A 25353-nucleotide genomic window follows, 5' to 3' on the forward strand; every position below is an offset into this window, starting at 1 on the left:
TACCTGCCGCTGCGAACCGGGCTCCTGTCGTGACTCACTCGACCGTAACGGTCTCGCAACTCTCGTGTGCCCCCGTGTCGACGCAGACGGGGAACGACTCGCTGTCGCCCGCGGGATAGCCCGCCCGGAACTCGAGGGTGAGGTCGGCCGTCTCGCTCGCCTCGAGCGTCAGCATCCGGCTGTCTTCGATGGCGGGATCGTGACCGACGACGAGGTCGACGTCGGTCGTCCCGGACTCGTCGCCGACGTTCTCGATCGTCGCGTCGACGACGAGCAACTCCCCGCCCCCGACGGGGGAGTTCGTCGCCATCGACGTCACCTCGAACGTCGCGGGGATCGGGTCCCCGTTCTGGCCGGTCTCGTCTTCCCACTCGGATTCGAACTCGGCGAGGCACTCCTCCGCGTGCGGATTCGAGTGGGTGATGCCGGCCCCGACGTAGTCGTCCGGATCGGTCGTCAGTCCGGTGATCGCGGTACCGTACTCCCCGTATTCGGGCACGGTGACGATGACTCCGTCTACGCCCTCGGAGACGGCCCGCTCGTCCGCAATTTCGAAGGTGATCGTTCCGGTAAACGGCGCGACGTCCTCGCCGATGGTAATGCCGTCCTCGATGATCGTATTGCCGAAGCCCGACTCCGTGTAGAATCCCGTACTCGCGTAGGCGATGTCGCCCTCCTCGAACGTTCCACTAACGATCGCTCGCTCGCACGATTCGAACGTGACGTCCTCCCCGGGATCGGGGTCCCCGTTTCCGCCCTCTTCCCCGACGACGACCGTCTCGCAGGCCTCGTGGGCCCCCGTGTCCACGCAGACGGGGAACTCCTCGGTATCGCCCGCGGGGTAGCCCGCCTGAAATTCGAGAGTGAGATCGGCCGTCTCGCCCGGTCCGAGTGTCAGCATCTGACTGTCTTCGACGGCGGGAGTGTGACCGACGACGAGGTCGACGTCGGTCGTTCCTTCCTCGTCGCCGACGTTTTCGATCGTCGCATCCACGACGAGCAACTCCCCGCCCCCGACGGGGGAGTTCGTCGCCGTCGACGCTACCTCGAACGTCGCGGGGATCGTCGTCGACCCGTGGCTCTCGGTATCGCCCTCGTCGATCGCCGTCGTCTCGTCCCCCTCGTCAGCGGTCCCCCCAGCATCCAGACAGCCAGCGACCCCGACTCCGATCCCGATTCCCGCGGTCGCGATAAACGTGCGCCGTTCCATAGCCGACGTATCGTGGTCACCACACATCAAACTATGTCTAATCTGTCACATCTGATTATGTTCATCATGTCCTATCTGACCGGTCTATGGCGGCGTATAACGGCACTATTCAACTTTCACGCACACACGATATCAAAAATTTCATGAATGTGCTTATGCCGTCTAACCGATCACGTTCCGAGACGGATGTAAACGGAGTACGATACGATTACCGATGTCGGTAACGAACAGTTGGTCTCGAGGAGGCTAGCTACGCGGTAGTTGTTCGGGGTCGTGGGACTCGAACGACTGATGAGGCAGCCGAGTCGTTCGCACCGCGTCTCGATCGGAACTCCGTTACCGAGGAGTGACGCTCCGCAACCGCTAGCGACTCACCCCACCCACACTTCAATGAGCGACTGTACCTGGTGATCGGTAGAACGTGATGGACGTGCGATGTATCGGCTATCCTGAGAATACCTGTGGTTCGTTCGTGGATGAGGGGACGCGTTCCGACAGGTGATGGGTATCGTGGCTCATCTGGGGAATGTTTTTACTTTCGCCCACCGTACGCCGAGATATGTCCGACGTAGCGCTGGACGACCGCGGTCGTCTCACGCTCCCGAAGGAAGTCCGAGAGCGATACGGCGACCGGTATCACATCGTGCAGCTTCCCGACGGGATCAAGTTAGTGCCGGTCGCCGACGACCCGCTCAAGGCACTCAGAGACGAGTTCGCGGACGTCGAGAAGTCGGCCGACGAACTTCGTGAAGAGGCGCGTGAGGCAGCGCTCGACGAGGGCGGACGGTAAATGTACGCGGAAACGGATTTCCTCCTCGCCCTGATCAAGGACGACGACTGGCTCGGCGATGCCGCCGAGTCGGTGTACCGGGACCAGCGGGACGAGTTGTGGACGTCGCAGTTCACGCTCATCGAACTCCTCATGGTCGCCTACCGAGAGGACCGAGATACCGAACGCGTCGTCACGAACGCTGCCACCCTCGTCGACGTACGCGGGGACGTGGATACGGTCGTCGCCGCGGCAACCTACGTCGAAGATCACGGATTCACGCCGTTCGACGCGCTCCACCTCGTCGAATCGGACGGCGATACTATCGTCTCGAGCGACGACACGTACGAAGACGTTACGTCCCGTCTCGACCTGAAGACGATCGACGAGGAGTGACGCTCCGCAACCACTAAACGCGACTCACCCCAACCACACTCCAATGAGCGACTGGACCGAGAAGTACCGTCCGACCACGCTGTCGGAGGTACGCGGAAACAACAAGGCCCGCGACAAACTCGAGGAGTGGGCGAAGAGTTGGGACGACCACCGGAAGTCGGTGATCGTCCACGGGAGTCCGGGCATCGGGAAGACCTCCGCGGCTCACGCGCTGGCCAACGACATGGGGTGGCCGGTGATGGAACTCAACGCCAGCGACAGCCGCGGGGCCGACGTGATCGAACGCATCGCCGGCGAGGCCTCGAAGAGCGGGACCCTCACGGCGGGCGGCGCCGGCCGTCGACTCGTGATCATGGACGAGGCGGACAACTTCCACGGCAACGCCGACTACGGGGGGTCTCGAGAGGTCACCCGCGTCGTCAAGGAGGCCAACCAGCCGGTGGTCCTCGTGGCCAACGAGTTCTACGACATGAGCAAGTCGCTGCGCAACGCCTGCGAGACGATCGAGTTCCGGGACGTCTCGAAGCGCTCTATCGTGCCCGTGCTGCGGGACATCTGCCGGCGCGAGGGCGTCGAGTTCGAGGAGGAGGCCCTCGAAAAGATCGCCGAGTCGACGAGCGGCGACCTGCGCTCGGCCGTCAACGACCTGCAGGCGGTCGCCGAAGAAGCCGATCGGCTGACCGTCGACGACGTCGTCACGAGCCAGCGCGACCGGACCGAGGGGATCTTCGACTTCCTCGACACGGTCATCAAGGAGGCGACCGCCGAGGAGGCGCTGCGGGCGTCCTACGACGTCGACGAGAACCCCGACGAGATGTTGAACTGGATCGAGGACAACATGCCGAAGGACTACGAGGGCCCGGAGTTGGCCGACGCCTACGGCTACCTCGCGAACGCCGACCGCTGGCTCGGACGCGTCCGTGCCACGCAGAACTACTCATTCTGGCGGTACGCGACGGACAACATGACCGCCGGCGTCGCCGCCTCGCGTCGCGGAAACAAGGGCGGGTGGACCCGCTACGGTCCGCCGAGCTACTGGTCGAAACTCGGCCGCACCAAGGGAACCCGGAATACGCGGGATTCCATCGCGGAACGCATCGCCGAACGCGAAGGAACGAGCGTCGCCACCGCGCGCCGGGAGATCCTCCCGTTCCTCTCGGCGATGACCCATCACTGCACGAACCGCGACCTCACCGTCCGGATGGCCGCGACCTACGACCTCGACGAATCGGAGGTGTCGTTCGTCACCGGCAGCGGGAAAGACACCAACAAAGTTCAGTCGGTCGTCGAGGACGCCGAAGACCTGCTCGCGGAGGAGACGGTCGAACACTCGGGGTCCGCGTTCTTCGACGCCGGCGACTCGAGTGACGACGGCGATTCGAGCGTCGACGCCGACGCGGACTCGAGCGACGGCACCGAGACGAGTCCCGGTACTGGTACGGAGTCAAGCGACGGTTCGGACGACCAGGAGACGCTCACGGCGACGACCGGATCGACTGACGTCGGCGACGATGTCGACTCAGAGTCGGCCAGCGACGACCCCGAACCGGACGAGGACCAGTCCGGGCTGAGCGACTTCATGTAGGATCATCGCATCCTCGGATACAGTCTCTCTGCGGATATATCGGATTGTTGTACGATCGACACTATTAATCTGGAGAAGGGTGACACTAGCTACCGGTGATCGAACGGATGACTGACCAACACCGTTGCCCCCTCTGTACCGAGACGTACGCTGACCGGACGGAGCTCCACGTCCATCTCGAGGTCGAGCATCGGAAGTCGGAAATCGTCGCGACGCTCGTCGAACTGTCCGGTACCGTCGCCGACACGACGCTCGAGGACGAGCCGACGGTTCTCAACGACGAACGACCCGCGCCGTCGGCCGATTGATCACACGGTTTCTCCCTGATCCCGTCAGCCGTCTCCGATCAAAAACCGTTCCAGAAACCCCGACGAGAGCGCGGTTTCGACGCCGGTAGCCAGCGCTCGCGGCGTCTCCCCCTCGAGCGGCGGCACCGTTTCGACGTCGTAGCCGGTCATGCGCTCGAGTTCGGCGGGGTTGGTTCGTTCTGCGACGGTCGCTCCCGCGTACTCGTTGCAGACGATGCCGGCGATCTTGACGCTGCGGCGCTCGAGCGCCTCGACCGACAGCGCCGTGTGGTTCAGCGTGCCGAGTCCGGATCGGGTGACGACGACTGCGGTCGCCTCGAGGTCGGCGACGAGGTCGATCACCTCGCGGTCCTCGGCCAGCGGCACCCGAAGCCCGCCGATCCCCTCGACGATCGGGAGCGGCGTGTCCGCGATCGCATCCTTGCACGCGGTCAGAATCGAGTCGTACGTGAGCGTCTCGCCGGCTTCGGCCGCGGCCACGCGCGGTGCGAGCGCCGGCTCGAGATAGCGCGGACAGGTCGCGGCGTCGGGGTCGCCACACGCGTCGGCGACGAATCCCGCGTCGTCGTCCGGCGGGAAGCCGGTCTGTGCGGGTTTGATCGCCCGCGCGTCCGCGCCGTTCTCGCGGAGCCAGCGGGTGATGCCCGCGGTCACGACGGTCTTTCCGACGCCGGTATCGGTTCCGACGATCGCGATCGTGGTGCTGGTATCGCTCATAGTCCGGTCCTCAAAGAATGCCGACGTCCTCGCCCGCGGCTCGAAACGCCTCGAGACAGGCGACGATGTCGCTCCGGTCGTGGGTCGCCATCGGGACGACGCGGATTCGACTCGTCCCCTCCGGCACCGTCGGCGGACGGATCGCCGGCGCGACGATCTCTCGCGAGCGGAGTCCGTCGGCCAGCGCGAGTGCGTCCCGCCGGTCGCCGACGAGTATGGGGAGGATCTGCGAGTCGCCGATGACCTCGAATCCCATCGACTCGAGGCCGTCCCGCAGGTGAGCGACGTTCTCCCAGAGCCGTTCCCGAACGTCGCTGTGACGGGCGACGTGGAGCGCCTCGCTCGCGGCCGCCGCGGCCGGCGGCGCGAGGCCGGTCGAGAAGACGAACGATCGCGCGTCGTTGCAGAGACACTCGATCAACTCGTCGCTCCCCGCGACGTAGCCGCCCTGACTCGCTAGCGCCTTCGAGAGCGTTCCCATCTGGACGTGGACGCGATCCTCGAGTCCCTCCGACTGGACGACGCCGCCGCCGTTCGCGTAGAGTCCCGTCGCGTGGGCCTCGTCGACCATCACCCACGCGCCGAACTCCTCTGCGAGGTCGCAGATCTCCGCGATCGGTGCGACGGTACCGTCCATGCTGAACACGGAATCGGTGACGATTAGCCACGATTCGTCCGCGTCGTCGGCGGCTCTGGCTCGCTCTTCCAGTTTCGTTCGCAGGCTCGTCGAATCACAGTGGCTGTAGACGATCGATTCGGCGTCCGTGAGCCGACAGCCGTCGATGATACTCGCGTGGTTGTACTCGTCGGAGAAGATCACGTCGGGTTCGAGCGCCGTGATCGTCCCGACGTTCGCGGCGTACCCCGACGAGAAGGCGAGTGCTCGCTCGGTCCCTTTCGTCTCGGCGAGCACCCGTTCCAGATCCTGGTGGACCATCGTGTCACCCGTGACGAGTCGACTGGCGCCGGCGCCCGTGCCGACGGTCGCGGCGGCCTGCCGGGCCGCGTCCTGAATGCGCTGGTCGTCGGTCAGACCCAGATAGTTGTTCGAGGCGAACACCAGCGCCTCGTCCGAGTCGAGGACCGGTAGCTCGCCGCCGCAGGGCGGTGCGAAGTAGCCCCGCTCGGCGACCCGGTCGACGGGGGAGAGCGTTCGTTTCAGATCAGATTCCTCGAGGGTATCGAGTCGGTCCTCGAGGTCGAACCCGCGGTCTTCCATTCGGATGTACGGTGTCAGTGCCATGGTTTGACTCTCACGGTTCTGTTTTGCACGCGTTAAGTCGGTGTTCGAAACCGTGCTCCCCACCGTGACGGCCTCTGGGCGGTAATCTCGATCGATACGGGTCCGGTACCGAGGACCGACGCGGCGGAGAGACGGTGCAGTCGCTCCCGCGTCAGAATCCGGGCATCAGTTCGGCGGGGCCGAAGACGCCGTACTCGCCCGCACGATTTCGCCGGACGCCGGTCTTCAGGTAGCCGAGCGCCGGCCCGTTGACGTTCGCCTCCATGCTCGTCTCGTCGCCCAGTCGGAAGGTGTTCGTCGCCGTCTCGCCGTCGAAGGTCGTCCCCGTCACGCTGACGGTAGTCGTCGTCGGTTTCTCGTCGCTGCGGACGTCGAGGACGCCGCCGACGGTCACGTCCTCGACGTCGCAGACGCCCGCGCGCTCGAGCAGGACGTCGTCGGCGTGTTCCATATCCTCGAACTCGATGACGCCATCGTGCTCGTCGATGATCGCCTCGATCTCCGCGTCCGAGAGGTCTCGAGCGGTCTCGATGTCGTACTCGGGGAGGTGGGCGACGTCCTCGCGGACGGTGCCGCGGTTGTCCTCGTAGCCCGATTTGAGGCCGACGCCCCACCAGATCTCGACGTCCGTGACCTCGACGAACGACTGGGCGGCGAGTGCCGCTGCGCCAGTGAGCAGGCCGGGCGTCGCACCGGCGCCACAGACGAATGTGACGCCCGCTTCTTCGAACGCCTGGCTACGGTCGTCGAGCATGCCGATCACGCGCGAGCGTTTGAGCACGTCTATCAGCACGCCCGAGTAGCCGCCCTCGAGGAAGCGGTCGGCGACGCGCGGGATGAAGTCGTGTTCGTAGTTCGGCAGCGCCAGCAGGACGGCGTCGATCCCGTCGCCGTGGTCGATGATATCCCGAATGGAATCCTCGCTGGGGCGGGCCTGACTCGAGGCGACGACACCCCTGTCCTCGCCGTGTTGTTTGACGCCGCTCTCGCCGTCGGCAGTCGCCGTGCCGGCTCCGCCGTCGGTCGCAACTTCGTTGTCTATGTTCCCCTCCGTCGCCGCCAGCAGTTCGTCCACGTCGAGCCCGTCGACGTCGATCGCGGTGCCGTGGCGGTCACACGCCGCGACGGGCGTCAGGTGGTCTTTGTGCTGGCTCACTTCGAGCGCTCGCCGGCCGATACCTCCCGTTCCGAGTACTGCAAACGTGATGTCGTCCATTGTTGTGTTTCGAATGTCTGCTGGTCGTCAGTCGTCGCTCGGTTCTGCACCCGTACTCGCCGTCGTCTCGGTCGACGACTCCGCTCCCTCCGCGCCGCGAGCCTTGACTTCCTCCGGGTCGAACTCGTTGGTCTCCATATTGGGCTCCAGCCCTGCGCGTTCGACGATCTCTAAGTCCTCGCCCGGCGACTGGCCCTCCGTCGTGAGGTAGTCCCCAGTGAGGAGGCCGTCGGCACCCGCCTCGAGGGGTAGATGCTGCTCGTCGGGATCGAGATTGACCTCGCGGCCGCCCGTCAGCCGAACGCGGGACTCGGGGTGGAGCAGTTTGTACACCGCGACCGTCTCGACGATCTCCTCGGTGGTGATCTCGACGCCCTGCTCGGCGAGCGGCGTCCCCGCGACCGGATTGAGGACGTTCACCGGGAGCGAGGAGATACCGATCTCCTGTAAGGCGATGGCCGCGTCGACGCGGTCGGTCGGCGTCTCGCCCATCCCGAGGATGACGCCGGCACAGAGGTCCATCCCGGCCGCCTTCGCTATCTTGAGCGTCTCCACCCGATCCTCGAAGCTGTGAGAACCGACGATCTCGGGAAAGTACCGCGGCGAGGTCTCGATGTTGTGATTGTAGTGGTTGATCCCCTCGTCGGCGAGAATCGCGGCCTCCTCCTCGGTCAGGATGCCCAGGGAGGCGTCGACCTCGAGATCGCACTCGTCGCGGACGAGGCGGATCGACTCGAGGACCTCCTCCCACTCTTCGGGACGATTTTCCTTCGAGACGCCCTTCTCCGCGACGACGATGCCGAATCGCTGGGCACCGTCGCGTTCGGCGCGTGTCGCGGCCTCGAGGATCTTCCTGGGGCCGAGGAAGCCGTAGGTGTCGATGCCGGTGTCGAAGTGGACCGACTGCGCACAGAAGCCGCAGTCCTCGGCGCAGTTGCCCGCCTTCGCGTTGACGATCGAGCAGGCGTCGACCGTGCCGTCGCCGAAGTGATCGCGCACGGCCGCGCCGGCCGCCGCGAGCGCATCGACCGGTTGGGCCATCAGCGCGAGCCCGTCGGTCCGATCGAGTCGCTCGCCGGCCAGCACGCGCTCGAGTGCGTCGTCGACCGTCTTGTTGTCCGTTTCGTAAACCACGATTCGAGTAGTGGTTGACGAGACTATAACGATTGTGGATCCTCACGACAATTGCGAGACAGCTGCGTCAGGTCCCGTCGGTCGATATCACGGCCTGACGACGATATTTCGCCGACGTTTCCGTCGTCCTCGACGTCGCTGCGCGTAGCGGAAGCCATCAATGAATTGCCACCAAAGCGTTTATAGAGCGTTTTCTCGAACTGTTATTGAGTCGATGACAACGAGCGTACGATCGATCGTGAGCAGGTTCTGGACCGGAATCCGCGACGGGATCAGCGTGCAACTCTTCGTCGGACTCGCCGTCGGTATTCTCGCGGGTTACAGCGCTATCACGATCGTGAGTACCGACGTCGTCACGCTTCCGATCGCTGGAGCCGTCTCCGGACAGGTACTCGGTGTTCTCGGACTGGTCATGGCCGCCGCCGCGTACCAGTGGACCGGCTGTGGAACCTGTGGAAGCGCATCGGACTGTGGCTGTTCTGGCGGGTGTAACGATCGGTGTTCGTACGACGACTGAGTACACCGAACGATCCGCTGGGCGCTCGATTTTGAGAATCCACCTCTTGACGGGACACTGGCTGGTTACTTGTCAACTTCTTATCTCCGAAAAAGCCGGGACGGCCGGTACGCTAATACCGTATCACTATCATCGCTCGAGACTGAAAAAATTCCAAAAATTAAAGGTGCGTGATAATGTAGTAGGACGGAAGGAGTTTATGACTGATAGTTCGATAGAAACAAATTCGGGTGACGGCGCGTTCGACGCCGGTTCGAGTGTCGACGAACTGTTCGGGGAGTTCGCGGACGAGTCACTCGAGGGGGCGGACGACGAGTCGACAGCCGAGTCCACGACCGAGGATGGGGGCGACGCCGGTGCGAGCGGCGTCGAAGACCAGACGGCCGCGGACGTCTTCGGTCAGCTTCGGGCCAACGCCGAGGACGACGCCGACGAGGTGCTCGCCGACGAGAGTCCGGAAGACATCATCGCGAGCGCGGACGAACCCGATCCGGAACCCGACATCGACGACGACCTCCGCGTCGAGGACGACGAACTCGCGGATCTCCTGCTCACCGGCCGATCGAAGGAGAAGGAGTTTCTCTGGGTGGAGTCGGGATCGCCCCCCGAGACCGACGAGGAGAACGAGTCGAACGAGCGTGAATCCTCCGGCGCCGCCGCTGGCGAGACGGACACCGGTGCCATCTTCGAGTCCGACGAGACCGAGGCGGACACTGAGACGGAATCGCTGCACGACGACGAGGACGTCGATTCCGACACTGCCAGCGACACTGAGACGGTGACCGACGCCGCGCTCGAGGATGAGGACACGACCGAATCCGAAGACGAGACCGAACTCGCTGCCGACGAGGACGGCGACCTCGAACTCGAAGACAGTGATACGGCCGAGGATACCACCACGACGGAGGATACTGCCACGTCCGCGGAAGACACCGACACGCTCGAGTCGGACGAAACGGCGCTCGTCGCCAGAGACGAGGGCGACGTGCCGGCGACGGTGGAGGAGGACGGCGGATCGTCCGGCGTCCTCGGCTGGCTCCGGTCGAAACTCGGCGGCCTGTTCTAACGCCGCGAGACGGCGGTCGAACGCCCGTTCCGCAGTCCCGTTATCGGTCGTTTCAGTTCGTTGCCCGAGCACTCACGGCTCGGGATGCCACTCGAGTCCGTCCCGGCGAACCGAGTACGGTTTTTCACCGCAGTTCGGACACCGCGTGCCGCCGCTCGGATCGTCTTCGCGGTCCGGAATCGTGTGGTCGAACCCGCAGGACGCACACTCGATGTACACCATGTCGAAACCGACGAGTCGAGCGACCATCACCGCGGTGCGGGCAATAGCTGGGCGATGACGGGAAGGGACTACGTCAGCGATCCGTCGTGCTCGATTCGATCACGGAGAGGTAGCAAAAGTACGCCAGCGCCGCGACGATCAGCGACACCGCCAGCACGGTGACCCCGACGAATCCGTCGAGCGCCGCTTCGGGAGTGTTCCAGAGGTAGTAGCCGCCCTCGATCGCGAACGCGGTGAGCCCGCCGTAGAAAATGGCCAGAACGATCGCCCGAACCACCGCCATCGCCCCGCGCTCGCGGCTCTGAAACAACTCGAGGACGAACAGGAGCGCAAAGACGAGGAGGTAGAACGGTTCGGGAATCGCCTGACCGAGCGTCTGCGGGCCGGTCACCGCGAGGTAGCCGTAGTACGCCAGTGCGAGCAACACGCCACCGATCAGTGTGAGCGACAGTCCGTACCCGCTGGCGTCCTCGACGGTCGCCGGGACGAAGCCGTCGTCGTCCGCGACTTCGGCTGTCGAGGCATCCTCGTCGTCGGGTCCGGACATACGCGACTATTGTCCGTAGAGCGTAACAAACGTTGGCACGGAATTATCGTCGAATCACCGTAACTCCGCAGAGACTCGTTCACGCGAACGTCGCGAATCGACGGGATCAGTTCCGGATTCGCTCTCCACACCGAAACCGAATCAGCTTCTACCGATAAAACGAGAGCGGCGGCCGCACCGACTCGAGTCTACTAGAGGAAGCCTTCGATGTGGTCGGCGACCTCTTCGGGGGTGTCGCCGACGGGGACGCCGGCGTCGTTGAGCGCGCTGATCTTGCTCTCGGCGGTCCCCGTCCCGGAGCCGGAGACGATCGCACCGGCGTGGCCCATCCGCTTGCCCGGCGGTGCGGTACGGCCGGCGATGAAGCCGGCGACCGGCGTGTCGACGTAGTCGTCGATGAACGCGGCGGCTTCCTCTTCGTCCTCGCCACCGATCTCACCGCACATGACGATGGCGTCGGTGTCGGGGTCGTCCTCGAAGAGTTCGAGGGCGTCGACGAAGTCCGTGCCGATGATCGGGTCGCCGCCGATACCGATCGCGGTGGTCTGACCGATGCCGCGGTTGGTCAGATTGTCGACGACCTGGTAGGTCAGGGTCCCCGAGCGGGAGACCAGGCCGACGTTCCCCTCCGCGAAGATGTTACCGGGGAGAATGCCGAGTTTGGCCTCGCCGGGCGTGATGAGGCCGGGACAGTTCGGACCGATGAGACGGGTGTCCGTCTCGGAGAGTCGCTTGTTGACGCGAGCCATGTCCTGGGTCGGAATGCCCTCCGTGATCGCGACCGCGAGGTCGAGATCCGAGTCGAGCGACTCGAAGACCGCGTCGCCGGCGAACGCCGGCGGGACGAAGATAACCGAGGTGTCGGCGTTCTCCTCCTCGACGGCCTCGTGGACCGTGTCGTAGACGGGGACGCCGGCGGCCTCCTGACCACCTTTGCCGGGAACCGCACCAGCCACGACGTTGGTGCCGTACTCCATCATCTGTTCGGCGTGGAACTTGCCCTCCCCACCGGTGATGCCCTGTACCACGACGCGCGTCTCGTCGTCGACTAGCACACTCATTGTTCGTTCACCTCCCCAGCGTACTCGACAGCACGTTGGACCGCGTCCTCGAGGGTCTGTTCGACCGTCACGAGGTCCTCGTTCAGAATCTCCATCCCTTCCTCCCAGTTGGTGCCGGCGAGGCGGACGACCACCGGCTTGGGAATCTCGTCGAACTGCTCGAGCGCCTCGTTGATCCCCTTGGCGACCTCGTCGCCGCGGGTGATCCCGCCGAAGATGTTGAAGACGACGCTGTCGACGTTGTCGTCGGAGAACACCATATCGAGCGCGTTCGCGATTCGGTCGGCTTTCGCGCCGCCACCGACGTCCAGGAAGTTCGCTGGCTCGCCGCCGTAGTGGTCGACGAGGTCGAGGGTCGTCATCACGAGTCCGGCACCGTTGCCGATGATCCCGACGTTGCCCTCGAGACGGACGTAGTCGAAGTCGTACTCGTCGGCCTTCTGCTCGAGTTCGTCGCCGGTGCTGGCGGCTTCCGCCTCCATCTCGGCGAGTTCGGGCTGGCGGAATAACGCGTCTTCGTCGATATTCATCACGGCGTCGGCCGCGATGACCTCGTCGTCGCCGGTGACCATCAGCGGGTTGATCTCGGCGTCGGCGCCGTCGCGGTCGTCCCAGAGCTGATAGAGCGTGGTGAGGACGCTCGAGACGTCGCGGGCGATCGCCTGATCGACGCCGGCGTCGTAGACTGCCTTGCGGGCCTGATACGGGTGCATCCCGAAGGCGGGGTCGATGTGTTCGCGCGCGATGGCGTCGGGGTCCTCCTCGGCGACCTGCTCGATGTCGACGCCACCTTTCGTCGAGACCATCGCGACGGGTTTGCCCTCGCCGCGGTCCATCGTGATGCCGACGTAGAGTTCGTTGGTGAAGTCGACCGCCCCCTCGACGAGGACGCTGCCGACGTGGTAGCCCTTGAGATCCATCCCCAGAATCTCGTCGGCCGCCTCGCGGGCTTCGTCTGCGTCGTCGACGAGTTTGATCCCGCCGGCCTTCCCGCGGCCGCCGACCTGTACCTGCGCTTTGATCGCGACTGGATACCCGATCTCCTCGGCCGCGGCAACAGCGCCGTCGACGTCGGAGGCGAGTTGAGACGCCGGCGTCGGAATCCCAGCGTCGGCGAAGACCTGCTTCGCCTGATACTCATGCAATTTCATAGCCATTCGAACGGCCGTTCCGACCTTGCTTAAATCCTGTTAGTTTCCACTCGCGACCGGAATCTATCGACGGGCATCAACTTCACTGTCTCACTGTGGTTACAACGTTTTCCCATGTCCGCTCGTTATGTGCATTTTCAACTATGGCGGGGAGAAATACGTCCGCACGTTCGGACTCGAGCGGATTTCGATACCATTTGCGTGTGTTTGTCCACCACCGTTCGATTCTGTCTCAATTGCCGTGCGGATCGTTCGACGAGCGAGTCGGCCACGGGTTTCAGAGACGGTTCACACCACAGTCGCTGGCTCGGCGACCGTGACTAACGTTTTAAGTCGGTCGCGAGCCGACAGTCGGCCAGTGTATGCTGGGATCGATCGGTGTAGACGGTCGTGAGCCGCCAGGGACGTTCGTACGTCACCGCGGAGTGGAATGATCGAGGACAGCGACGTGCGGGAGTTCGCCGCGCTGTTCGAAGACGAATACGCACATGCCATCCTCATTCACACGAGCACGAAGGCGATGTCCGCAGCCGAACTGAGCGAGGCGTGCGACGCGTCGATATCGACGGTCTATCGACGGATCGAACGTCTACAGGAGCACGACCTCCTCGACGAACGGCTCCAGCCCGACCGGGACGGCCACCACTACAAGACCTACGCCGCACGGCTCGAGCGAGTCGAAATCGAACTCGTCGACGGTTCGTTCGAACTCGACGTGACGTACCGATCCGACAATGCCGCCGATCGGTTCACCGATCTCTTCGAGGGGTTGCGCTGACATGCGGTCGTTCGGACTCCTCCAGACGGCGACGGGCGGCTCTGAGCTCCTCGTCGTCCTCGCGCTCTTCGGGTTGGTCGTCACCGCCGGAGCGTCGCTCGTCGTCGCGTACGTGATCGCTCGAGGCTACCGTCGAAACAGAGACCCCGCTCGGCTGTGGTTGGCCGTCGGTCTCGTCCTGCTCGCGACTGGACCGATCGTCCTCCAGTTCGTGCTGACGAACGCCGCCGTCGGGACGGACGTCGTTCGATCGGCCGTCGCGAACGCCAGCAAACTGCTCGGACTCGGGGCGATACTCTACGCGATTTACGGCGTCCCACGTCGACACGTACCCGAAGACGAACGCGAAACCGAGCGACCGAACGATGACGCGGGCGGGGTGAAAAAATGAGCGCGGCGATCCACTCCGTTCAGGCCCTGACGACGAGCCCCGAGGGGTTGATCTTCGCCTTCGCGGCGGTAGTCGCCGCGGCCGGGTTGTTCGTCGCGTCGCTGGCCTACCGCGGCTACCGCCGCAACGAGAGCCGGCCGATGCTGTATCTGGCCGTCGGAATCGGCTTTCTGACCGCGGTACCCGCCGGAATCAATTACGGGCTGAGTTCGCTGACGACGGCGTCGGACGCGACGATCCTGTTGACGGTCACGATCGCACACCTCGTCGGCGTGCTCGCGGTTCTGTACGCGCTCACTCGAGCGTAACGTTACTGCGCGTTCGGACCGCCTATCCGCCTCGTTTCTCCCCTCGACCACCCTCGATCGCTTACCGGCCGAACGGTCTCCAGTAGTTCGGCACCACCAACATCACTCGCGCGTACCGACCCCAAAGCGTTGCGAGCACGGAGACCAGTCGGACCGTGACGAGGAGGAGAACGGCTCCGAAACCGGCGACGAGCAGCGCCTCGGGGAGCGTCTCGAGCCGCCACGAGCCGAGCCGAAACGTGGTCGTGAGGCCGACCAGCAGATCGTCCCAGCCGAACAGGATATCGAGCGCGACGTCGCCGCGCGGAACCGGTCCGTACGCGACGACGGGCGCGTCTCGGTAATACAGCGGCGCGGTCAGGAAGCTCCACGCCGTCGCGAGCAGTGACCCGATCAGCCCGAACGCGAGGCTCCCGAAGACGAAGACGCTCAGCAGGTACGCGTTCGCCTTCCAGGTCCGACCATCGGTCACGAGCTGGATCGTTCGCGCCCACAGTCCCGACTTCCGCTCGACGGGAGCGGCGGCGACCTCGACGTCCAGTAACACGCGAACGAGCGTTCGCTCGAGGGCGGCCACGCCGGTCGCGGCGACGAGAACCAGCACGAGGATCGGAATTCCGACGCCGACGATTGCGAGCCCGAGACCGGTGGCGAAGCCGACCACGACGAGATTGAAGTAGACGACCCCGAGCGGGAACATCAAGAGGAGATAGCAGAGCTGTCTGTGGGGTCGTTGCCCCGACGGGACGATCACACGGGCGAGAACGGTGCTCCAGGGGCGGGCATCGGACGGTGGCTGTGACGACATACGAGTGCGCTCCGAGGGTGATCGGCGGCCATCGCGACCCGACCGCGGGTCGACCGAACGCGGGTCGACGGATCGTCGAACGGATCGAGCGCCGAGTACGCCTCAGTCTCGGATTCGAGACGGCAGCGGTATAAACCCTCACGCACAGTCGCTGTCCCAGCGACCGTGCTATCCGGGTTATCTCCGCCCGGTTCCTCGAGTAGACCCGATGAAAGCACTTCCAGACCGGCGAGACGAAGCGGTTCGATACTCGAGCACTCGACGCCGGGACGTTCTCCGATCGCTCACCGGCGTCGCGGTCGTCGGAACGGTCGCCGGCTGTCTCGACGCTATCGGAGCGAGCGACGACGAGTACAGCGATTCGTTCGACGACGGCGGTAATCCGGAGTACGGAAACTGGTTCGACGACGTCGACAACTACGACGGGACCGTCGACGCTCGCAGCGAGGACGAGGTCGACGTCGCCGTCGGTTCACACGGCGGTCTCGCGTTCGATCCGGCAGCGATCCTGATCGGGCCCGGGACGACCGTCGTCTGGGAGTGGACCGGCGACGGCGGTCGCCACGACGTCGTCCACGTCGACGGGGCGTTCGAGAGCGAGCGGGCTCGAGACGCGGGCCACGCGTTCGAGCACGCGTTCGACGAACCGGGCGTCTATCGATACGTCTGCGAGCCGCACCGTCGGGCGGGCATGAAGGGTGCGGTCGCCGTCGCGGAGCGTGCGTGAGATGACGGCTCCCGAGCGGTCGTGGGGACGCTACGGGTACTGTGGACTGGCGGGACTGTTCGCCGCGTGCGTCCTCGTCCAGACCTACATCGCAGGCATGGCGATCTTCGTCGATCCGGAGAACTGGACGCTTCACGCGTCGTTCGTCCACCTCTTCGAAGTCGTTCCCTTCCTCATGGTGTTCGTCGCCTTTCTGGGCCGGCTCTCGTGGCCGTTGCGACTGCTCCCAGTCGGCCTGTTCGCGCTCATCAGTGCCCAGTACGCGACGGCACACGTGTTCGGGTCGTTGACCGCCGCGATCCACCCGGTCGTCGCCGTCGTCATCTTCTGGCTCGCGGTCGTCGCGACGAAACGATCGTGGCCGCGAACGGCCGAAGCGCCGATCCAGCGCGGGTGACCGCCGTTCGTCGGGACCGTTCGGCGACGAGCGCACGCCGCTCGAAACGCAAGATACCGCGGGTGAGCCGATCTCCCATATATAAAACTTGCTGCAGGAACGCCGCGCCGGCGACCGTGCTGGCCGTCTTATCCTCGTTTCACTCCTCTGTTCGCTCGAGAGATCACTAATGACGACAACGAGACGAAACCGAGTGCCGTGGATCGCCCAGACGCGGACGTTCACGCGCCGACAGTTACAGCAGTTGCGTCGCAACAAGATGATCGTCTTTCTCACCGTCGCGTGGCCGGTGTTGTGGTACTTCCTGACGATCGAGTTCTTCGTCGACCTGCCGCCGGGAGCCGACGTCGGACCGCTCAAGGCGGCCAACGGGATCAACTACGGGCTGTTCGGGGCGTTCACCGTCACCGTCGCGGTCTTCGCGGGCGCGTTCGCTCGCGATCTCGAGGAGAACCGATACAGAAAATTCCGATCGATGCCCATCGCGCCGACCGCCGACCTCGCCGGGCGATTCCTCGCCGGCACCGCGCTCGGCGTCTCATCTTATCTCGTCACGATCGCGGTGGCGTACGCCCACGGCGGGGCGTTCGGGCCGCTGACGCTCGAGACGGTGGCGATTCTCGCACTGACGCTCGTCTCGTTCTGTCTGATCGCGATGGCGCTCGCGATGGTGCTCGCGCTCGCGATCACGAAGCCGGAACAGCTGACGACGATCGCCATCGTCATCGTGCTGATGGCGTACTTCGTGACGGGGTTCAACGGCTCCTCGCCGGAGATGCTCGCGGACGGCGCCGAGCTGGTGAACTACCTGCCGAACTCGCTGGCGGCGCGGATGCAGATCGCCGTCTGGGTGGGCGCCGAGAACCTCGAGTCCATGACGCCGCCGGAGGCGCCCGACTCGCTCGAGTACGTCGGACTACTGCTCGGATACGCGGTCGCGTTACTCGTTATCTCAGTGGTGATCGTGCGACGGGTCGCGTACGGGAACGAATAGCCGACGAACGGATCGAACTGTCCACTTACACACCAATGACCGAAACGACGAACTCGAACGCGGTAGTCGACGTATCGAACGTGCGAAAACGGTTCGGTGATCACGACGTGCTGCGGGGGATCGACCTGAGGATCGAGCGCGGAGAGATCGTCCTCGTGATGGGACCGAACGGCGCCGGGAAATCGGTACTCCTGTCCTGTCTATCCGGGAGTCTCGCTCCGGACAGCGGTCACGTGCGCCTCTTCGGCGACCTCACACCCGCACGAGCGCGATCCGAGATCAGCGTCATGGTCCAGGGCGCGATGGCAGACCCCGATCTCACCGGGAGAGAGAATCTCCAGTTCTACGAGGACCTGCATCCGAACGGCACCGATCGGTGGCACGACCTCGTCGAGGTACTGGAGATCGAGGACGACCTCGACCGCGTCGTCGGGGATTACTCCGGCGGCATGCGACGGAAGATCGAACTCGCCATCACGCTGTCGGCCGACGTCCCGTTCTACGTCCTCGACGAACCCACTATCGAACTCGATCTGGCGACGATTCGAGCGCTTCACGACCTGCTCCTCGAGCTACAGACGGCGGCAAAGACGATACTCGTCACGAGTCACGCGCCGCTGGACGCACAGATCGCGGACCGAATCGCGTTTCTCCGGGACGGCCGGTTCATCGCCGACGACTCCCCGGCCGACTTGCTCGAGCGGCTGCCGCCGGTGGTTCGAGTGCGGGGTGCGATCCCGCCCGAAACGCGACTGGTCGGGAATCGACTGTTCCAGCGCGGTGACGAGGTACGAGGGTTTCTGTCACCGGGTGTCGACGTCGCCCAGATCGAGTCCGAACTCGAATCGGCCACCGAAACGCCCCTCGTCGATCTCGATCGGCCGTCGTACACGGACCTGTTCAACTATTACACGTATCTCGTAAACGAGTGACCGAACCCTGACGCGTCGCGGGGACGCAGTTCGTCTGTACTGTCGAATCTCCGCGACGGCGGGGGAGAACGCGCGTAGCCGCTCGAACCCGAGCGACTTTCGCCGCCGTTCTCCCGGGTGTTCCATTCTCGCCGGTCGCACCGATCCGATCCGTCGACTCCCCGCGTGTCAGACCGTCGCTCTTCGATCCGCTCGAGATACCGACCCTAGCCGCGATCGGTCCGACTCGGCCACCCGCTGCAATCGCGCGCGTCAAGCCGGTCGTCGGTCATCCCGATCCACCGCACTTCGTTCCAACTCAACCGGTAGTGACAGGTGTCGGGTTTCAGCTGCTCCCAGTAGATGGTCTGCATCGACGGAACGTCCGCGTCTCCCGGCGTTATCGGCAGATCCTCCCCCTCCGGCTCGGCCTCCTGTTGCATCGTCTGGAGCGTCGACTGCGGGCGCGGCGAGCCGAACTCCCAGACCAGCCCCGAGAGGACGAGCACCACGACGACGGCGACGACGGCGACGGCCGTCCATCGCTGTCGTCGAGTGGTCCGGGTCGCGTCGGTACCGCGGCGCTTCGCCGCTCTCGACCGCCACGCGATCACGCGCTCGACGGCGACGGCCACGCCGAGCGAGACGAAGGCGAGCCAGAGGAGCGCGTCCGTCGAACCGTCCATATCGACGAACAGCACCTGGAGGGCGAGTATCACGCCGCCCGTCGGCACCCACCACCGCTCCCAGGGGTCGCGGACGGCGGCGTGCGCCCAGCCGTAGAGCGCCACCGGGATGAGCACCGACCCGTAGCCGAACACCAGCAGTATCGAGAAGCCGCGCTCGGCCAGCGTGTACGTCGAGCCGGCGGTCAGCGGCGCGACTATAGTCTGTACGACCATGGGAACGAGCGCACCCGCGGCCGCGAACACGAGGACGACGACTCCGGTGACGACGGCACCGCCTGCGACCGCCGAGAGCGCGTCCTTCCCGCCGTTTCGCTGGTACGCCATCCCGACGACGAGCAGCGCGAAGACCGCCCCCGACTGCCACGACCCCGCACTCAGTGCCGCGATGGCCCCGGCGAGGAACGGCCGGTCGCGGAGGACCAGAACGAGCGCGAGCACACCGAAGAACAGCGAATAGAACTGCGCTCGAACCCCCTCCGGAGAGAGGAGGAAGAGCTCCGGGACGACGAGCATCGTGAGGCCGGCGGCGACCGCCGCGGCGTCCTCTCCGGTCACGAGGTACGCCGCCCAGCCGACGAGCAGGACGCTCGCGGCGGCGACGAGCACCGTGAGCGTCGAGCCGAGTCCGTGTAAAACGAGCATATTCCCCCCGGAGAGGGCGGCGAGAACGGCCGTGATTCCGAACGGGACGGGCGGGTTCACGTCCCAGACGTCGACGTACGGGACTCCGCCCTGAAGGACGTACCAGCCCGTGTGCTGGAAGAACGCGGGATCGGTCGGAAGCGCCGGCCACTCGTTCATGAGGTATCTGGAGAAGCCGAAGCCGAACAGGACGACGACGAACGTCCCGAGGACGGTGATCCAACTGATGCGAGCCCGGAGCCAGCGGATGCGAGCGTGGAGGCGTGAACGGGTGGAGCGGGCGGCCATCTCAGATCCGCTGTGAGACCTTCTTCGCGACGGCGAGGGCGCCCTGATCCCACGCGACTCGGTGGTCGAGGCCGGATTCGTCGACCCCCTCGTCGGCCTCGTAGTTCTCGAGGTACCACTCGTACGTCTCCACGAGCGCCTCCCGGTTGGAGTACTCGGGTTCCCAGCCGAGGTCTTTCAGTTTCTCGACCGAAACGTAGGAGTCCTCGTGGGCCGTCTCGTAGACCCACGGATACAGCGGGGAGAGGTTCAGTTCGTCCAGCACGCGGAGGACCGCGACCGTGAGGAAGGCGGGCGTCCCGATGGTGCGCTTGCCCGTCCCCGCGTAGTCGATGGGGGCCTGGAAGTCCTCCTTCATCGTCCCGAACTCGTCGGTGCCGACGTTGAACGTGTCGTTGACCGCCTCCTCGTCCCTGGTGAGCAGCAGTTCGATGGCGGTGACGAGGTCGCGGACGTGCAACAACTGGTAGCGGTTGTTCCCCCACCCGACGAGCGGGACGTTCGCGCCGTCCTCGATCCAGTCGAACAGCACCTGAAACACGCCGAGTCGCTGCGGACCGATGAACGTCTTCGGGCGGAGGACGGGAACGCACATTCCCATGCGGCGAAAGTCCTGGCAGACCTTCTCGGCCTGAATCTTGGCCTCGCCGTAGGGTCCGACCCCGTCCAGGGGCGACTCCTCGGTGATGGGATGCGCGTCGTGGGTTCCGTACACCGCGGTCGAGGAGATGTAACAGACCCGCTCGACGTCGCGTTCGTTCGCCGCCCAGAGCACGTTTCGCGTCCCGTCGATGGTCGTCTCGCGGATGCGGTCGGCGTCCCACAGCGGGAGCGCGGCCGCCGCGTGCACCACCGAGGTGGCACCGCTCTCCTCGAGCGCGTCGGCCACGGACTCCTCGCTCCGGACGTCTCCCTCGACGAACTCGATTCCGTCCGTGTCGTCCTCCGCCTCGAAGGGCTTGAGATCGAACGCGGTGACGTCCCACCCCTGATCGCGGAAGTACTGACACGCGTGCAGGCCGAGGAATCCGGTACCCCCCGTGACGAGAACCGAGCCGCTCGAGTCGGCGGCGCGCTCACTATCGCTCATCGTGATATCAACCTGAACGACCACACGACGGCTCAATAGTGTAACGAGGTGTAACTATTCAGTACAGTCTCGGTGCGATGAAAACGGGACTTCCAGCGTGCGACGCACCGGGTGAGTCAGTCACAGGCAAGCCGGGCCTTTTTCGCGTCATATGGAGTGAAAGAGACAGATGACCCGCGCCTATGCCAGCCAGAGTCGGGTCGTGATGACCGTCTCCGGGCTGATAAAGGAGATGCGTCCCTGGCAGTGGTACAAGCAGAGCGTCCTGCTCTTGGGGCTCGTCTTCTCTAAGAGTCTGTTCGATCCGATCGCCGTCACGAACGTCGCCGTCGGGATCGTCGCGTTCTGCGCTATCGCGGGCACGACGTACATCGGCAACGACATCCTCGACGTCGAGGAGGATCGTAATCACCCCCGGAAGAAACACCGGCCCATCGCCAGCGGACAGGTCCCGATCCCCGTGGCAGCGGCGTTCGCGGTCCTGCTCTTCGTCGGCGGCCTCGCCCTCTCCTGGTACCTCGGTCCGCTGTTCCTCCTCGTCGTCTGCACGTATCTCGCCCAGAACGCGCTCTACTCCGCGTTCCTGAAGGAGATCGTCATCGTGGACGTGATGGTCATCGCCATCGGGTTCGTCCTGCGGGCCATCGCGGGAGTCGTCGCCATCGGCGTCTACCTGAGCCCCTGGCTCGTCGTCTGTACGTTTCTCGGGGCGTTGATGCTCGCCCTCGGCAAGCGCCGCCACGAGATGGTCGTCACCGACGACCCCGCCGCGTCGCGTTCTATCCTCGCAGAGTACACCGAGGAGACGCTCGACCAGTTGCTCGTCGTCGTCCTCTCGGCGCTGCTCGTCTCCTACTCGCTGTACACGTTCTTCCGAAGCGGACTGTGGATGATGTCCACGCTCCCGTTCGCCTTCTTCGCCGCGTTCAGATACCATCTCCTCGCCCACACGCGGGACCTGGGCGGCGACCCGAAGTACCTCTTCGGCGACCGTCCGTTCTTCGCCAATCTCGTCGTCTGGGGCCTCACCGTTATCGCCGTCCTTTACGAGGTTCCGCACCAAATCATCGGTACGATCACGTGACCCCCTCGTCGAACGCCGCGTTGCGATCACCATGACACGCCGATACGATCTACAGGTCCACACGGACGCCTCGCCCTGCTCGAGCACGCCCCCCGAGCGCGTCGCCTCGGCGGCGGCGGACGCCGGACTCGACGGCATCGCCGTCACCGATCACGACACGCTCGCCAACGTCGACGCCGTTCGGGACGCCGCACCGGGCGACCTCGAGGTGATCCCCGGGGTCGAAGTGACGACGACGGAGGGCCACCTGCTGGCCCTCGACGTACGAGAGGCGCCGCCCCGAACCGATCCGCTGACCGTGGTCGACCGCGTCCACGAGCAGGGCGGCGTCGCCGTCCTCTCGCATCCGTTCGACACGCTGCGACAGTATTACGAGACGGACCTCGAGGCCCTCGCCGACGCCGTCGACGGGGTCGAAGCGGTGAACTCCCGCTGCGTCCGCCGCCGGTTCAACGAGCACGCGGCGACGTTCGCGGCCGCTCACGATCTGCCGACGACCGGCGGAAGCGACGCTCACTTCCCGATGGAGGTCGGCCGCGCGTACACCGCAGTAGAGGGAGACGGGTCGCTCGCGGACGCCGTCCGCGACGGGCGCGTCCGACCGAGCGGTCGCGGACGATACCTCTCGGGACACGTCGCGACGAAACTTCACCAGTTCCGAACCGCCTCCGATCGTGCCGTCTCCAGGGTTATGTCGGGGCGATCTCCGTGACGACGGGCGGCGAAACCGGTGAGATCGGTTCGACCGTCGTCGACCGTTTCCGGCGGGTCGTCCGCGATCACGGGATCTGGCTAACGGCGCTGCTCTCGGTCGTCGTCTTCCTCGGTCTCGCCGTCTACGCGGACGTCGGCGACGTGACGACCGCCCTCGTCACCGTGGAGTGGGGGACGTTCGGGGCCGTCGTCGGCCTCACGACCGTCGGCTACGGCTTCCGGTTCGCCAAGTGGCACTACTACCTCCGGCGCCTCGAGGTGGACGTTCCGCTCGACGCGAGCGCCATCACCTTCTTCAGCGGGCTGATGATGGTCGTCACGCCGGGGAAGGCCGGCGAGGTCTGGAAGGCGTGGTTCCTCCGCGACACACACGGCGTCTCAGCGAGCAAGACCACCTCCGTCGTCGGCGCCGAGCGCGTCACGGACCTCGTCGCGCTGAGCGCGATGGCCGCGCTCGGCCTGCTGGTCTACAGCCGATCGTCGCTCCCCATCGTCGTCGTCCTCGGCGCCATCGCGGCCGGAATCGTCCTGCTCCAGTGGCGGCGGGCCTGCCTGGCGATCCTCGGACGGCTCGAGTCGGTCCCGGTCCTCGGTGAGTACGCGACCGAACTGGAGCGGTTCTACGAGAGCGCGTATCGGCTGTTCCAGATCCGACCGCTGGTCGTCTCGACGCTGCTCAGCCTCGCGGCGTGGGGGTTAGAGGGCGTCGCGCTCTGGTTGGTCCTCGAGGGGTTCGGCGTCGAAGCCACCCTCGTGATCGGCCTGTTCGTCTTCGGTCTCGGCTCGGTCGTCGGCGCGGTGTCGATGCTCCCCGGGGGGCTCGCGGCGGCGGAGGCGTCGATGGTTGGCCTGCTGATCACGTTCGGCTATCCCGAAGCAGTCGCAGCCGCAGCCACGATCGTCATCCGCGTGGGAACGCTGTGGTACGCCGCGGCGCTCGGCACGGCGGTGTTCCTCGCGTACAAGGCGACTCGCTGAGCGGATCGCACCGTTCGACGAGTGCTCCCCGCTCCCGCTCTCGGACGGATTCGCTCGCGGTCCGGCGTCCGAGCCGACAGTGTGTTGGCCTGGCCGTCAGGACCGATCGCGATGCGCGCTCGAGGCGCGGCAACCGAAGCGCTTGACTCCGGCCGGATGCAACGGAAACGCAAGCGGACCGGTCAGCGATCGACTCGAGGTGTACCCACCCGACCCGTATGCTCGTCACCGTCGCCCTACGTTGGAGGCCGAACTGACGTGACCGCCCCGACTGCGTCCCACAGCGACCGGGCGTGGTTCGCGTCGCTCCAGCGGTCACTCCGGCTGTTGGTCCACAGCAACCTCTTCATCTCGCTCGCCACGATGAGCGTCGTCGTCACGACGGTCCTCCTCGCGGATCTCCCGCTCGAGGCGTTGCCCCTCTTCATCGTCTTCGCGGCCACGCTGTTCGTCTACACCGTCAACCGCTTTACCGATCTCGAGGAGGACGAGGCGAACGTCCCGGATCGCGCGTCGTTTACGAAACGGTACGGACGGCTCCTCCTCGCACTCGGCGTCGGCTGTTACGTCACCGCCATCGCAGTCGCCGTGCTGGAGGGGCTGCCGGGGGCGATCTATCTGCTGCTCCCGCTCGTCGTCGCGCTCCTCTACTCGGTCGGCGGGATCAAGCGGGTCTTCCTCGTCAAGAACCTCTTCGTCGGCCTCGCCTGGGGGGCGATTCCGCTGGGCGTCGGCTACTACTACGAACAGCTCTGGGCGTTCGACATCCTCGTGGTCGCGGGCTACGTGATCGCGATGATCACCATCGCGGCCGTGATCTTCGACGTCAAGGACATCCCGGGTGATCGAGCGGAAGGGATCGCCACCGTACCGAACACGCTCGGAACGGCAGCGACTCGACGGTACTCGCAGGTCGCCAACGTCGCCGTGGCAGCGGTCGTCGTCGCGCTCGTCTTCGGGACGGACCTCTCGCTCGAGTTCCTCGCGCTGCTCGCGATGAACGGCTACGTCGCCGGCTACATTCCGTTCGCCACGACCGAGCGCGGCCCGCTGTACTACGGCTTCGTCGTCGACGGCGAGCACGTGTTTCTCGCCGCGGTCGTACTGGGTCTCGAGTTGCTCGGCGTTCTCTAAACCGCCCGATCGTACCGCTAGTCCGCCCGAAGCCACCGATACAGGCCGATCACTCCGAGCACCGCGATGACGACCCAGCCGACGGCGATCACGAGTACGACGAGCTGGATAGCGTACATCCGGCCCGTCATCCCGGACGCGGCGGACGAGTCGAGCAGCCCGGTCCATCTACCGATGCCGATCGCGAGAACGAGACACGCTATCAGGAGTATCCGATTCCGGAAGTACGACCGACTGAAGTAGTACTCGCGGTACTCGTCGAAATCCATCGGGGTCTG

Annotated in this window: 30 protein-coding genes; 17 read left to right on the top strand and 13 right to left on the bottom strand. The window is 65.2% G+C overall.

The features are described 5' to 3' along the window. Window positions 1-34 precede the first annotated feature (34 nt). A complete protein-coding gene (locus ACSFC7_RS16320; RefSeq protein WP_436343884.1) occupies window positions 35-1210 on the bottom strand; it encodes a hypothetical protein in 1176 nt (391 codons plus the stop codon). Window positions 1211-1769: 559 nt separating this feature from the next. Here ACSFC7_RS16320 and ACSFC7_RS16325 point away from each other — a divergent pair. The 4 genes from ACSFC7_RS16325 (at window position 1770) to ACSFC7_RS16340 (ending at window position 4268) form a co-directional block, all read left to right on the top strand. Continuing rightward, window positions 1770-2000: an AbrB/MazE/SpoVT family DNA-binding domain-containing protein gene (locus ACSFC7_RS16325; RefSeq protein WP_436343885.1), complete on the top strand. Its 231-nt coding sequence runs from the start codon at window positions 1770-1772 to the stop codon at window positions 1998-2000. Then, window positions 2001-2375, top strand: a complete 375-nt coding sequence (locus ACSFC7_RS16330) for a PIN domain-containing protein (protein ID WP_436343886.1) — start codon at window positions 2001-2003, stop codon at window positions 2373-2375. A gap of 43 nt (window positions 2376-2418) precedes the next feature. Further along, entirely contained in the window at window positions 2419-3960 is a 1542-nt protein-coding gene (locus ACSFC7_RS16335) for a replication factor C large subunit (RefSeq protein ID WP_436343887.1), read from the top strand. A gap of 107 nt (window positions 3961-4067) precedes the next feature. Continuing rightward, entirely contained in the window at window positions 4068-4268 is a 201-nt protein-coding gene (locus tag ACSFC7_RS16340; protein ID WP_436343888.1) for a hypothetical protein, read from the top strand. 24 nt (window positions 4269-4292) lie between these two features. On the opposite strand, the gene bioD is transcribed toward ACSFC7_RS16340, so the two are convergent. The 4 genes from bioD to bioB form a co-directional block, all read right to left on the bottom strand. Further along, window positions 4293-4985, bottom strand: coding sequence for a dethiobiotin synthase (gene bioD, locus ACSFC7_RS16345; RefSeq protein ID WP_436343889.1), 693 nt, complete (start codon window positions 4983-4985; stop codon window positions 4293-4295). A gap of 10 nt (window positions 4986-4995) precedes the next feature. Continuing rightward, a complete protein-coding gene (locus tag ACSFC7_RS16350; RefSeq protein ID WP_436347971.1) occupies window positions 4996-6204 on the bottom strand; it encodes an aminotransferase class I/II-fold pyridoxal phosphate-dependent enzyme in 1209 nt (402 codons plus the stop codon). Between the two features lie 175 nt (window positions 6205-6379). Next, window positions 6380-7444, bottom strand: coding sequence for a transcriptional regulator (locus ACSFC7_RS16355; protein ID WP_436343890.1), 1065 nt, complete (start codon window positions 7442-7444; stop codon window positions 6380-6382). Window positions 7445-7471: 27 nt separating this feature from the next. After that, window positions 7472-8578 (bottom strand): biotin synthase BioB, encoded by a 1107-nt coding sequence (bioB, locus tag ACSFC7_RS16360; protein ID WP_436343891.1) that lies wholly within the window; start codon window positions 8576-8578, stop codon window positions 7472-7474. Window positions 8579-8792: 214 nt separating this feature from the next. Between bioB and ACSFC7_RS16365 the strand changes: the two genes are divergently transcribed. Together ACSFC7_RS16365 and ACSFC7_RS16370 are read left to right on the top strand one after the other, a co-directional pair. Next, on the top strand, window positions 8793-9095 hold the full coding sequence (locus ACSFC7_RS16365) for a hypothetical protein (protein ID WP_436343892.1): 303 nt from the start codon (window positions 8793-8795) through the stop codon (window positions 9093-9095). A gap of 199 nt (window positions 9096-9294) precedes the next feature. Further along, a complete protein-coding gene (locus ACSFC7_RS16370) occupies window positions 9295-10161 on the top strand; it encodes a hypothetical protein (protein WP_436343893.1) in 867 nt (288 codons plus the stop codon). 72 nt (window positions 10162-10233) lie between these two features. On the opposite strand, the gene ACSFC7_RS16375 is transcribed toward ACSFC7_RS16370, so the two are convergent. The 4 genes from ACSFC7_RS16375 to sucC form a co-directional block, all read right to left on the bottom strand. After that, window positions 10234-10383: a hypothetical protein gene (locus ACSFC7_RS16375; RefSeq protein ID WP_436343894.1), complete on the bottom strand. Its 150-nt coding sequence runs from the start codon at window positions 10381-10383 to the stop codon at window positions 10234-10236. 73 nt (window positions 10384-10456) lie between these two features. Further along, window positions 10457-10930 (bottom strand): hypothetical protein, encoded by a 474-nt coding sequence (locus ACSFC7_RS16380; protein WP_436343895.1) that lies wholly within the window; start codon window positions 10928-10930, stop codon window positions 10457-10459. A 191-nt stretch (window positions 10931-11121) separates the two neighbouring features. Then, the gene (gene sucD / locus ACSFC7_RS16385; RefSeq protein WP_436343896.1) at window positions 11122-11991 is read right to left on the bottom strand and encodes a succinate--CoA ligase subunit alpha; all 870 of its coding nucleotides are present in this window, start codon (window positions 11989-11991) and stop codon (window positions 11122-11124) included. Beyond that, window positions 11988-13142, bottom strand: a complete 1155-nt coding sequence (gene sucC, locus ACSFC7_RS16390; RefSeq protein WP_436347973.1) for an ADP-forming succinate--CoA ligase subunit beta — start codon at window positions 13140-13142, stop codon at window positions 11988-11990. Before sucC ends, sucD begins: the two co-directional genes overlap by 4 nt. A gap of 430 nt (window positions 13143-13572) precedes the next feature. On the opposite strand from sucC, the gene ACSFC7_RS16395 reads away from it, so the two are divergent. The 3 genes from ACSFC7_RS16395 to ACSFC7_RS16405 are packed head-to-tail and all read left to right on the top strand — an operon-like array spanning window position 13573 to window position 14619. Continuing rightward, window positions 13573-13920, top strand: coding sequence for a helix-turn-helix domain-containing protein (locus tag ACSFC7_RS16395; RefSeq protein WP_436343897.1), 348 nt, complete (start codon window positions 13573-13575; stop codon window positions 13918-13920). 1 nt (window position 13921) lies between these two features. Beyond that, window positions 13922-14311 (top strand): DUF5985 family protein, encoded by a 390-nt coding sequence (locus ACSFC7_RS16400; protein ID WP_436343898.1) that lies wholly within the window; start codon window positions 13922-13924, stop codon window positions 14309-14311. Further along, window positions 14308-14619, top strand: coding sequence for a DUF7521 family protein (locus ACSFC7_RS16405; protein WP_436343899.1), 312 nt, complete (start codon window positions 14308-14310; stop codon window positions 14617-14619). The genes ACSFC7_RS16400 and ACSFC7_RS16405 overlap by 4 nt, the downstream gene beginning before the upstream one ends. A gap of 61 nt (window positions 14620-14680) precedes the next feature. Here ACSFC7_RS16405 and ACSFC7_RS16410 read toward each other — a convergent pair whose 3' ends face one another. Continuing rightward, a complete protein-coding gene (locus tag ACSFC7_RS16410; protein WP_436343900.1) occupies window positions 14681-15427 on the bottom strand; it encodes a sensor domain-containing protein in 747 nt (248 codons plus the stop codon). 208 nt (window positions 15428-15635) lie between these two features. Between ACSFC7_RS16410 and ACSFC7_RS16415 the strand changes: the two genes are divergently transcribed. The 4 genes from ACSFC7_RS16415 to ACSFC7_RS16430 all read left to right on the top strand — a co-directional run bounded on the left by ACSFC7_RS16415 (window position 15636) and on the right by ACSFC7_RS16430 (window position 18477). Continuing rightward, entirely contained in the window at window positions 15636-16154 is a 519-nt protein-coding gene (locus ACSFC7_RS16415; RefSeq protein ID WP_436343901.1) for a halocyanin domain-containing protein, read from the top strand. Between the two features lies 1 nt (window position 16155). Then, on the top strand, window positions 16156-16551 hold the full coding sequence (locus ACSFC7_RS16420; RefSeq protein WP_436343902.1) for a DUF6220 domain-containing protein: 396 nt from the start codon (window positions 16156-16158) through the stop codon (window positions 16549-16551). 169 nt (window positions 16552-16720) lie between these two features. After that, on the top strand, window positions 16721-17545 hold the full coding sequence (locus ACSFC7_RS16425) for an ABC transporter permease (RefSeq protein WP_436343903.1): 825 nt from the start codon (window positions 16721-16723) through the stop codon (window positions 17543-17545). A 35-nt stretch (window positions 17546-17580) separates the two neighbouring features. After that, complete coding sequence (locus ACSFC7_RS16430) at window positions 17581-18477, top strand: ABC transporter ATP-binding protein (RefSeq protein WP_436343904.1); 897 nt, start codon at window positions 17581-17583, stop codon at window positions 18475-18477. 206 nt (window positions 18478-18683) lie between these two features. Here the strand turns inward: ACSFC7_RS16430 and ACSFC7_RS16435 are convergent, their stop codons facing one another. Both ACSFC7_RS16435 and ACSFC7_RS16440 read right to left on the bottom strand, forming a co-directional pair. Continuing rightward, entirely contained in the window at window positions 18684-20075 is a 1392-nt protein-coding gene (locus ACSFC7_RS16435) for a DolP-mannose mannosyltransferase (protein ID WP_436343905.1), read from the bottom strand. A 1-nt stretch (window position 20076) separates the two neighbouring features. Next, window positions 20077-21165, bottom strand: coding sequence for an NAD-dependent epimerase/dehydratase family protein (locus ACSFC7_RS16440; RefSeq protein ID WP_436347974.1), 1089 nt, complete (start codon window positions 21163-21165; stop codon window positions 20077-20079). Window positions 21166-21334: 169 nt separating this feature from the next. Between ACSFC7_RS16440 and ACSFC7_RS16445 the strand changes: the two genes are divergently transcribed. The 4 genes from ACSFC7_RS16445 to ACSFC7_RS16460 all read left to right on the top strand — a co-directional run bounded on the left by ACSFC7_RS16445 (window position 21335) and on the right by ACSFC7_RS16460 (window position 25075). Next, window positions 21335-22249, top strand: coding sequence for a decaprenyl-phosphate phosphoribosyltransferase (locus ACSFC7_RS16445; protein ID WP_436343906.1), 915 nt, complete (start codon window positions 21335-21337; stop codon window positions 22247-22249). Window positions 22250-22280: 31 nt separating this feature from the next. Then, entirely contained in the window at window positions 22281-22961 is a 681-nt protein-coding gene (locus tag ACSFC7_RS16450; RefSeq protein WP_436343907.1) for a PHP domain-containing protein, read from the top strand. Next, a complete protein-coding gene (locus tag ACSFC7_RS16455; protein ID WP_436343908.1) occupies window positions 22958-23941 on the top strand; it encodes a lysylphosphatidylglycerol synthase transmembrane domain-containing protein in 984 nt (327 codons plus the stop codon). Before ACSFC7_RS16450 ends, ACSFC7_RS16455 begins: the two co-directional genes overlap by 4 nt. A 258-nt stretch (window positions 23942-24199) precedes the next feature. Continuing rightward, window positions 24200-25075: a UbiA family prenyltransferase gene (locus ACSFC7_RS16460; RefSeq protein ID WP_436343909.1), complete on the top strand. Its 876-nt coding sequence runs from the start codon at window positions 24200-24202 to the stop codon at window positions 25073-25075. 17 nt (window positions 25076-25092) lie between these two features. On the opposite strand, the gene ACSFC7_RS16465 is transcribed toward ACSFC7_RS16460, so the two are convergent. After that, window positions 25093-25344, bottom strand: coding sequence for a hypothetical protein (locus tag ACSFC7_RS16465; protein WP_436343910.1), 252 nt, complete (start codon window positions 25342-25344; stop codon window positions 25093-25095). Between the last annotated feature and the right edge of the window lie 9 nt (window positions 25345-25353).

It is taken from the genome of Natronorubrum halobium, from assembly GCF_051351675.1.
GTDB lineage: Archaea > Halobacteriota > Halobacteria > Halobacteriales > Natrialbaceae > Natronorubrum.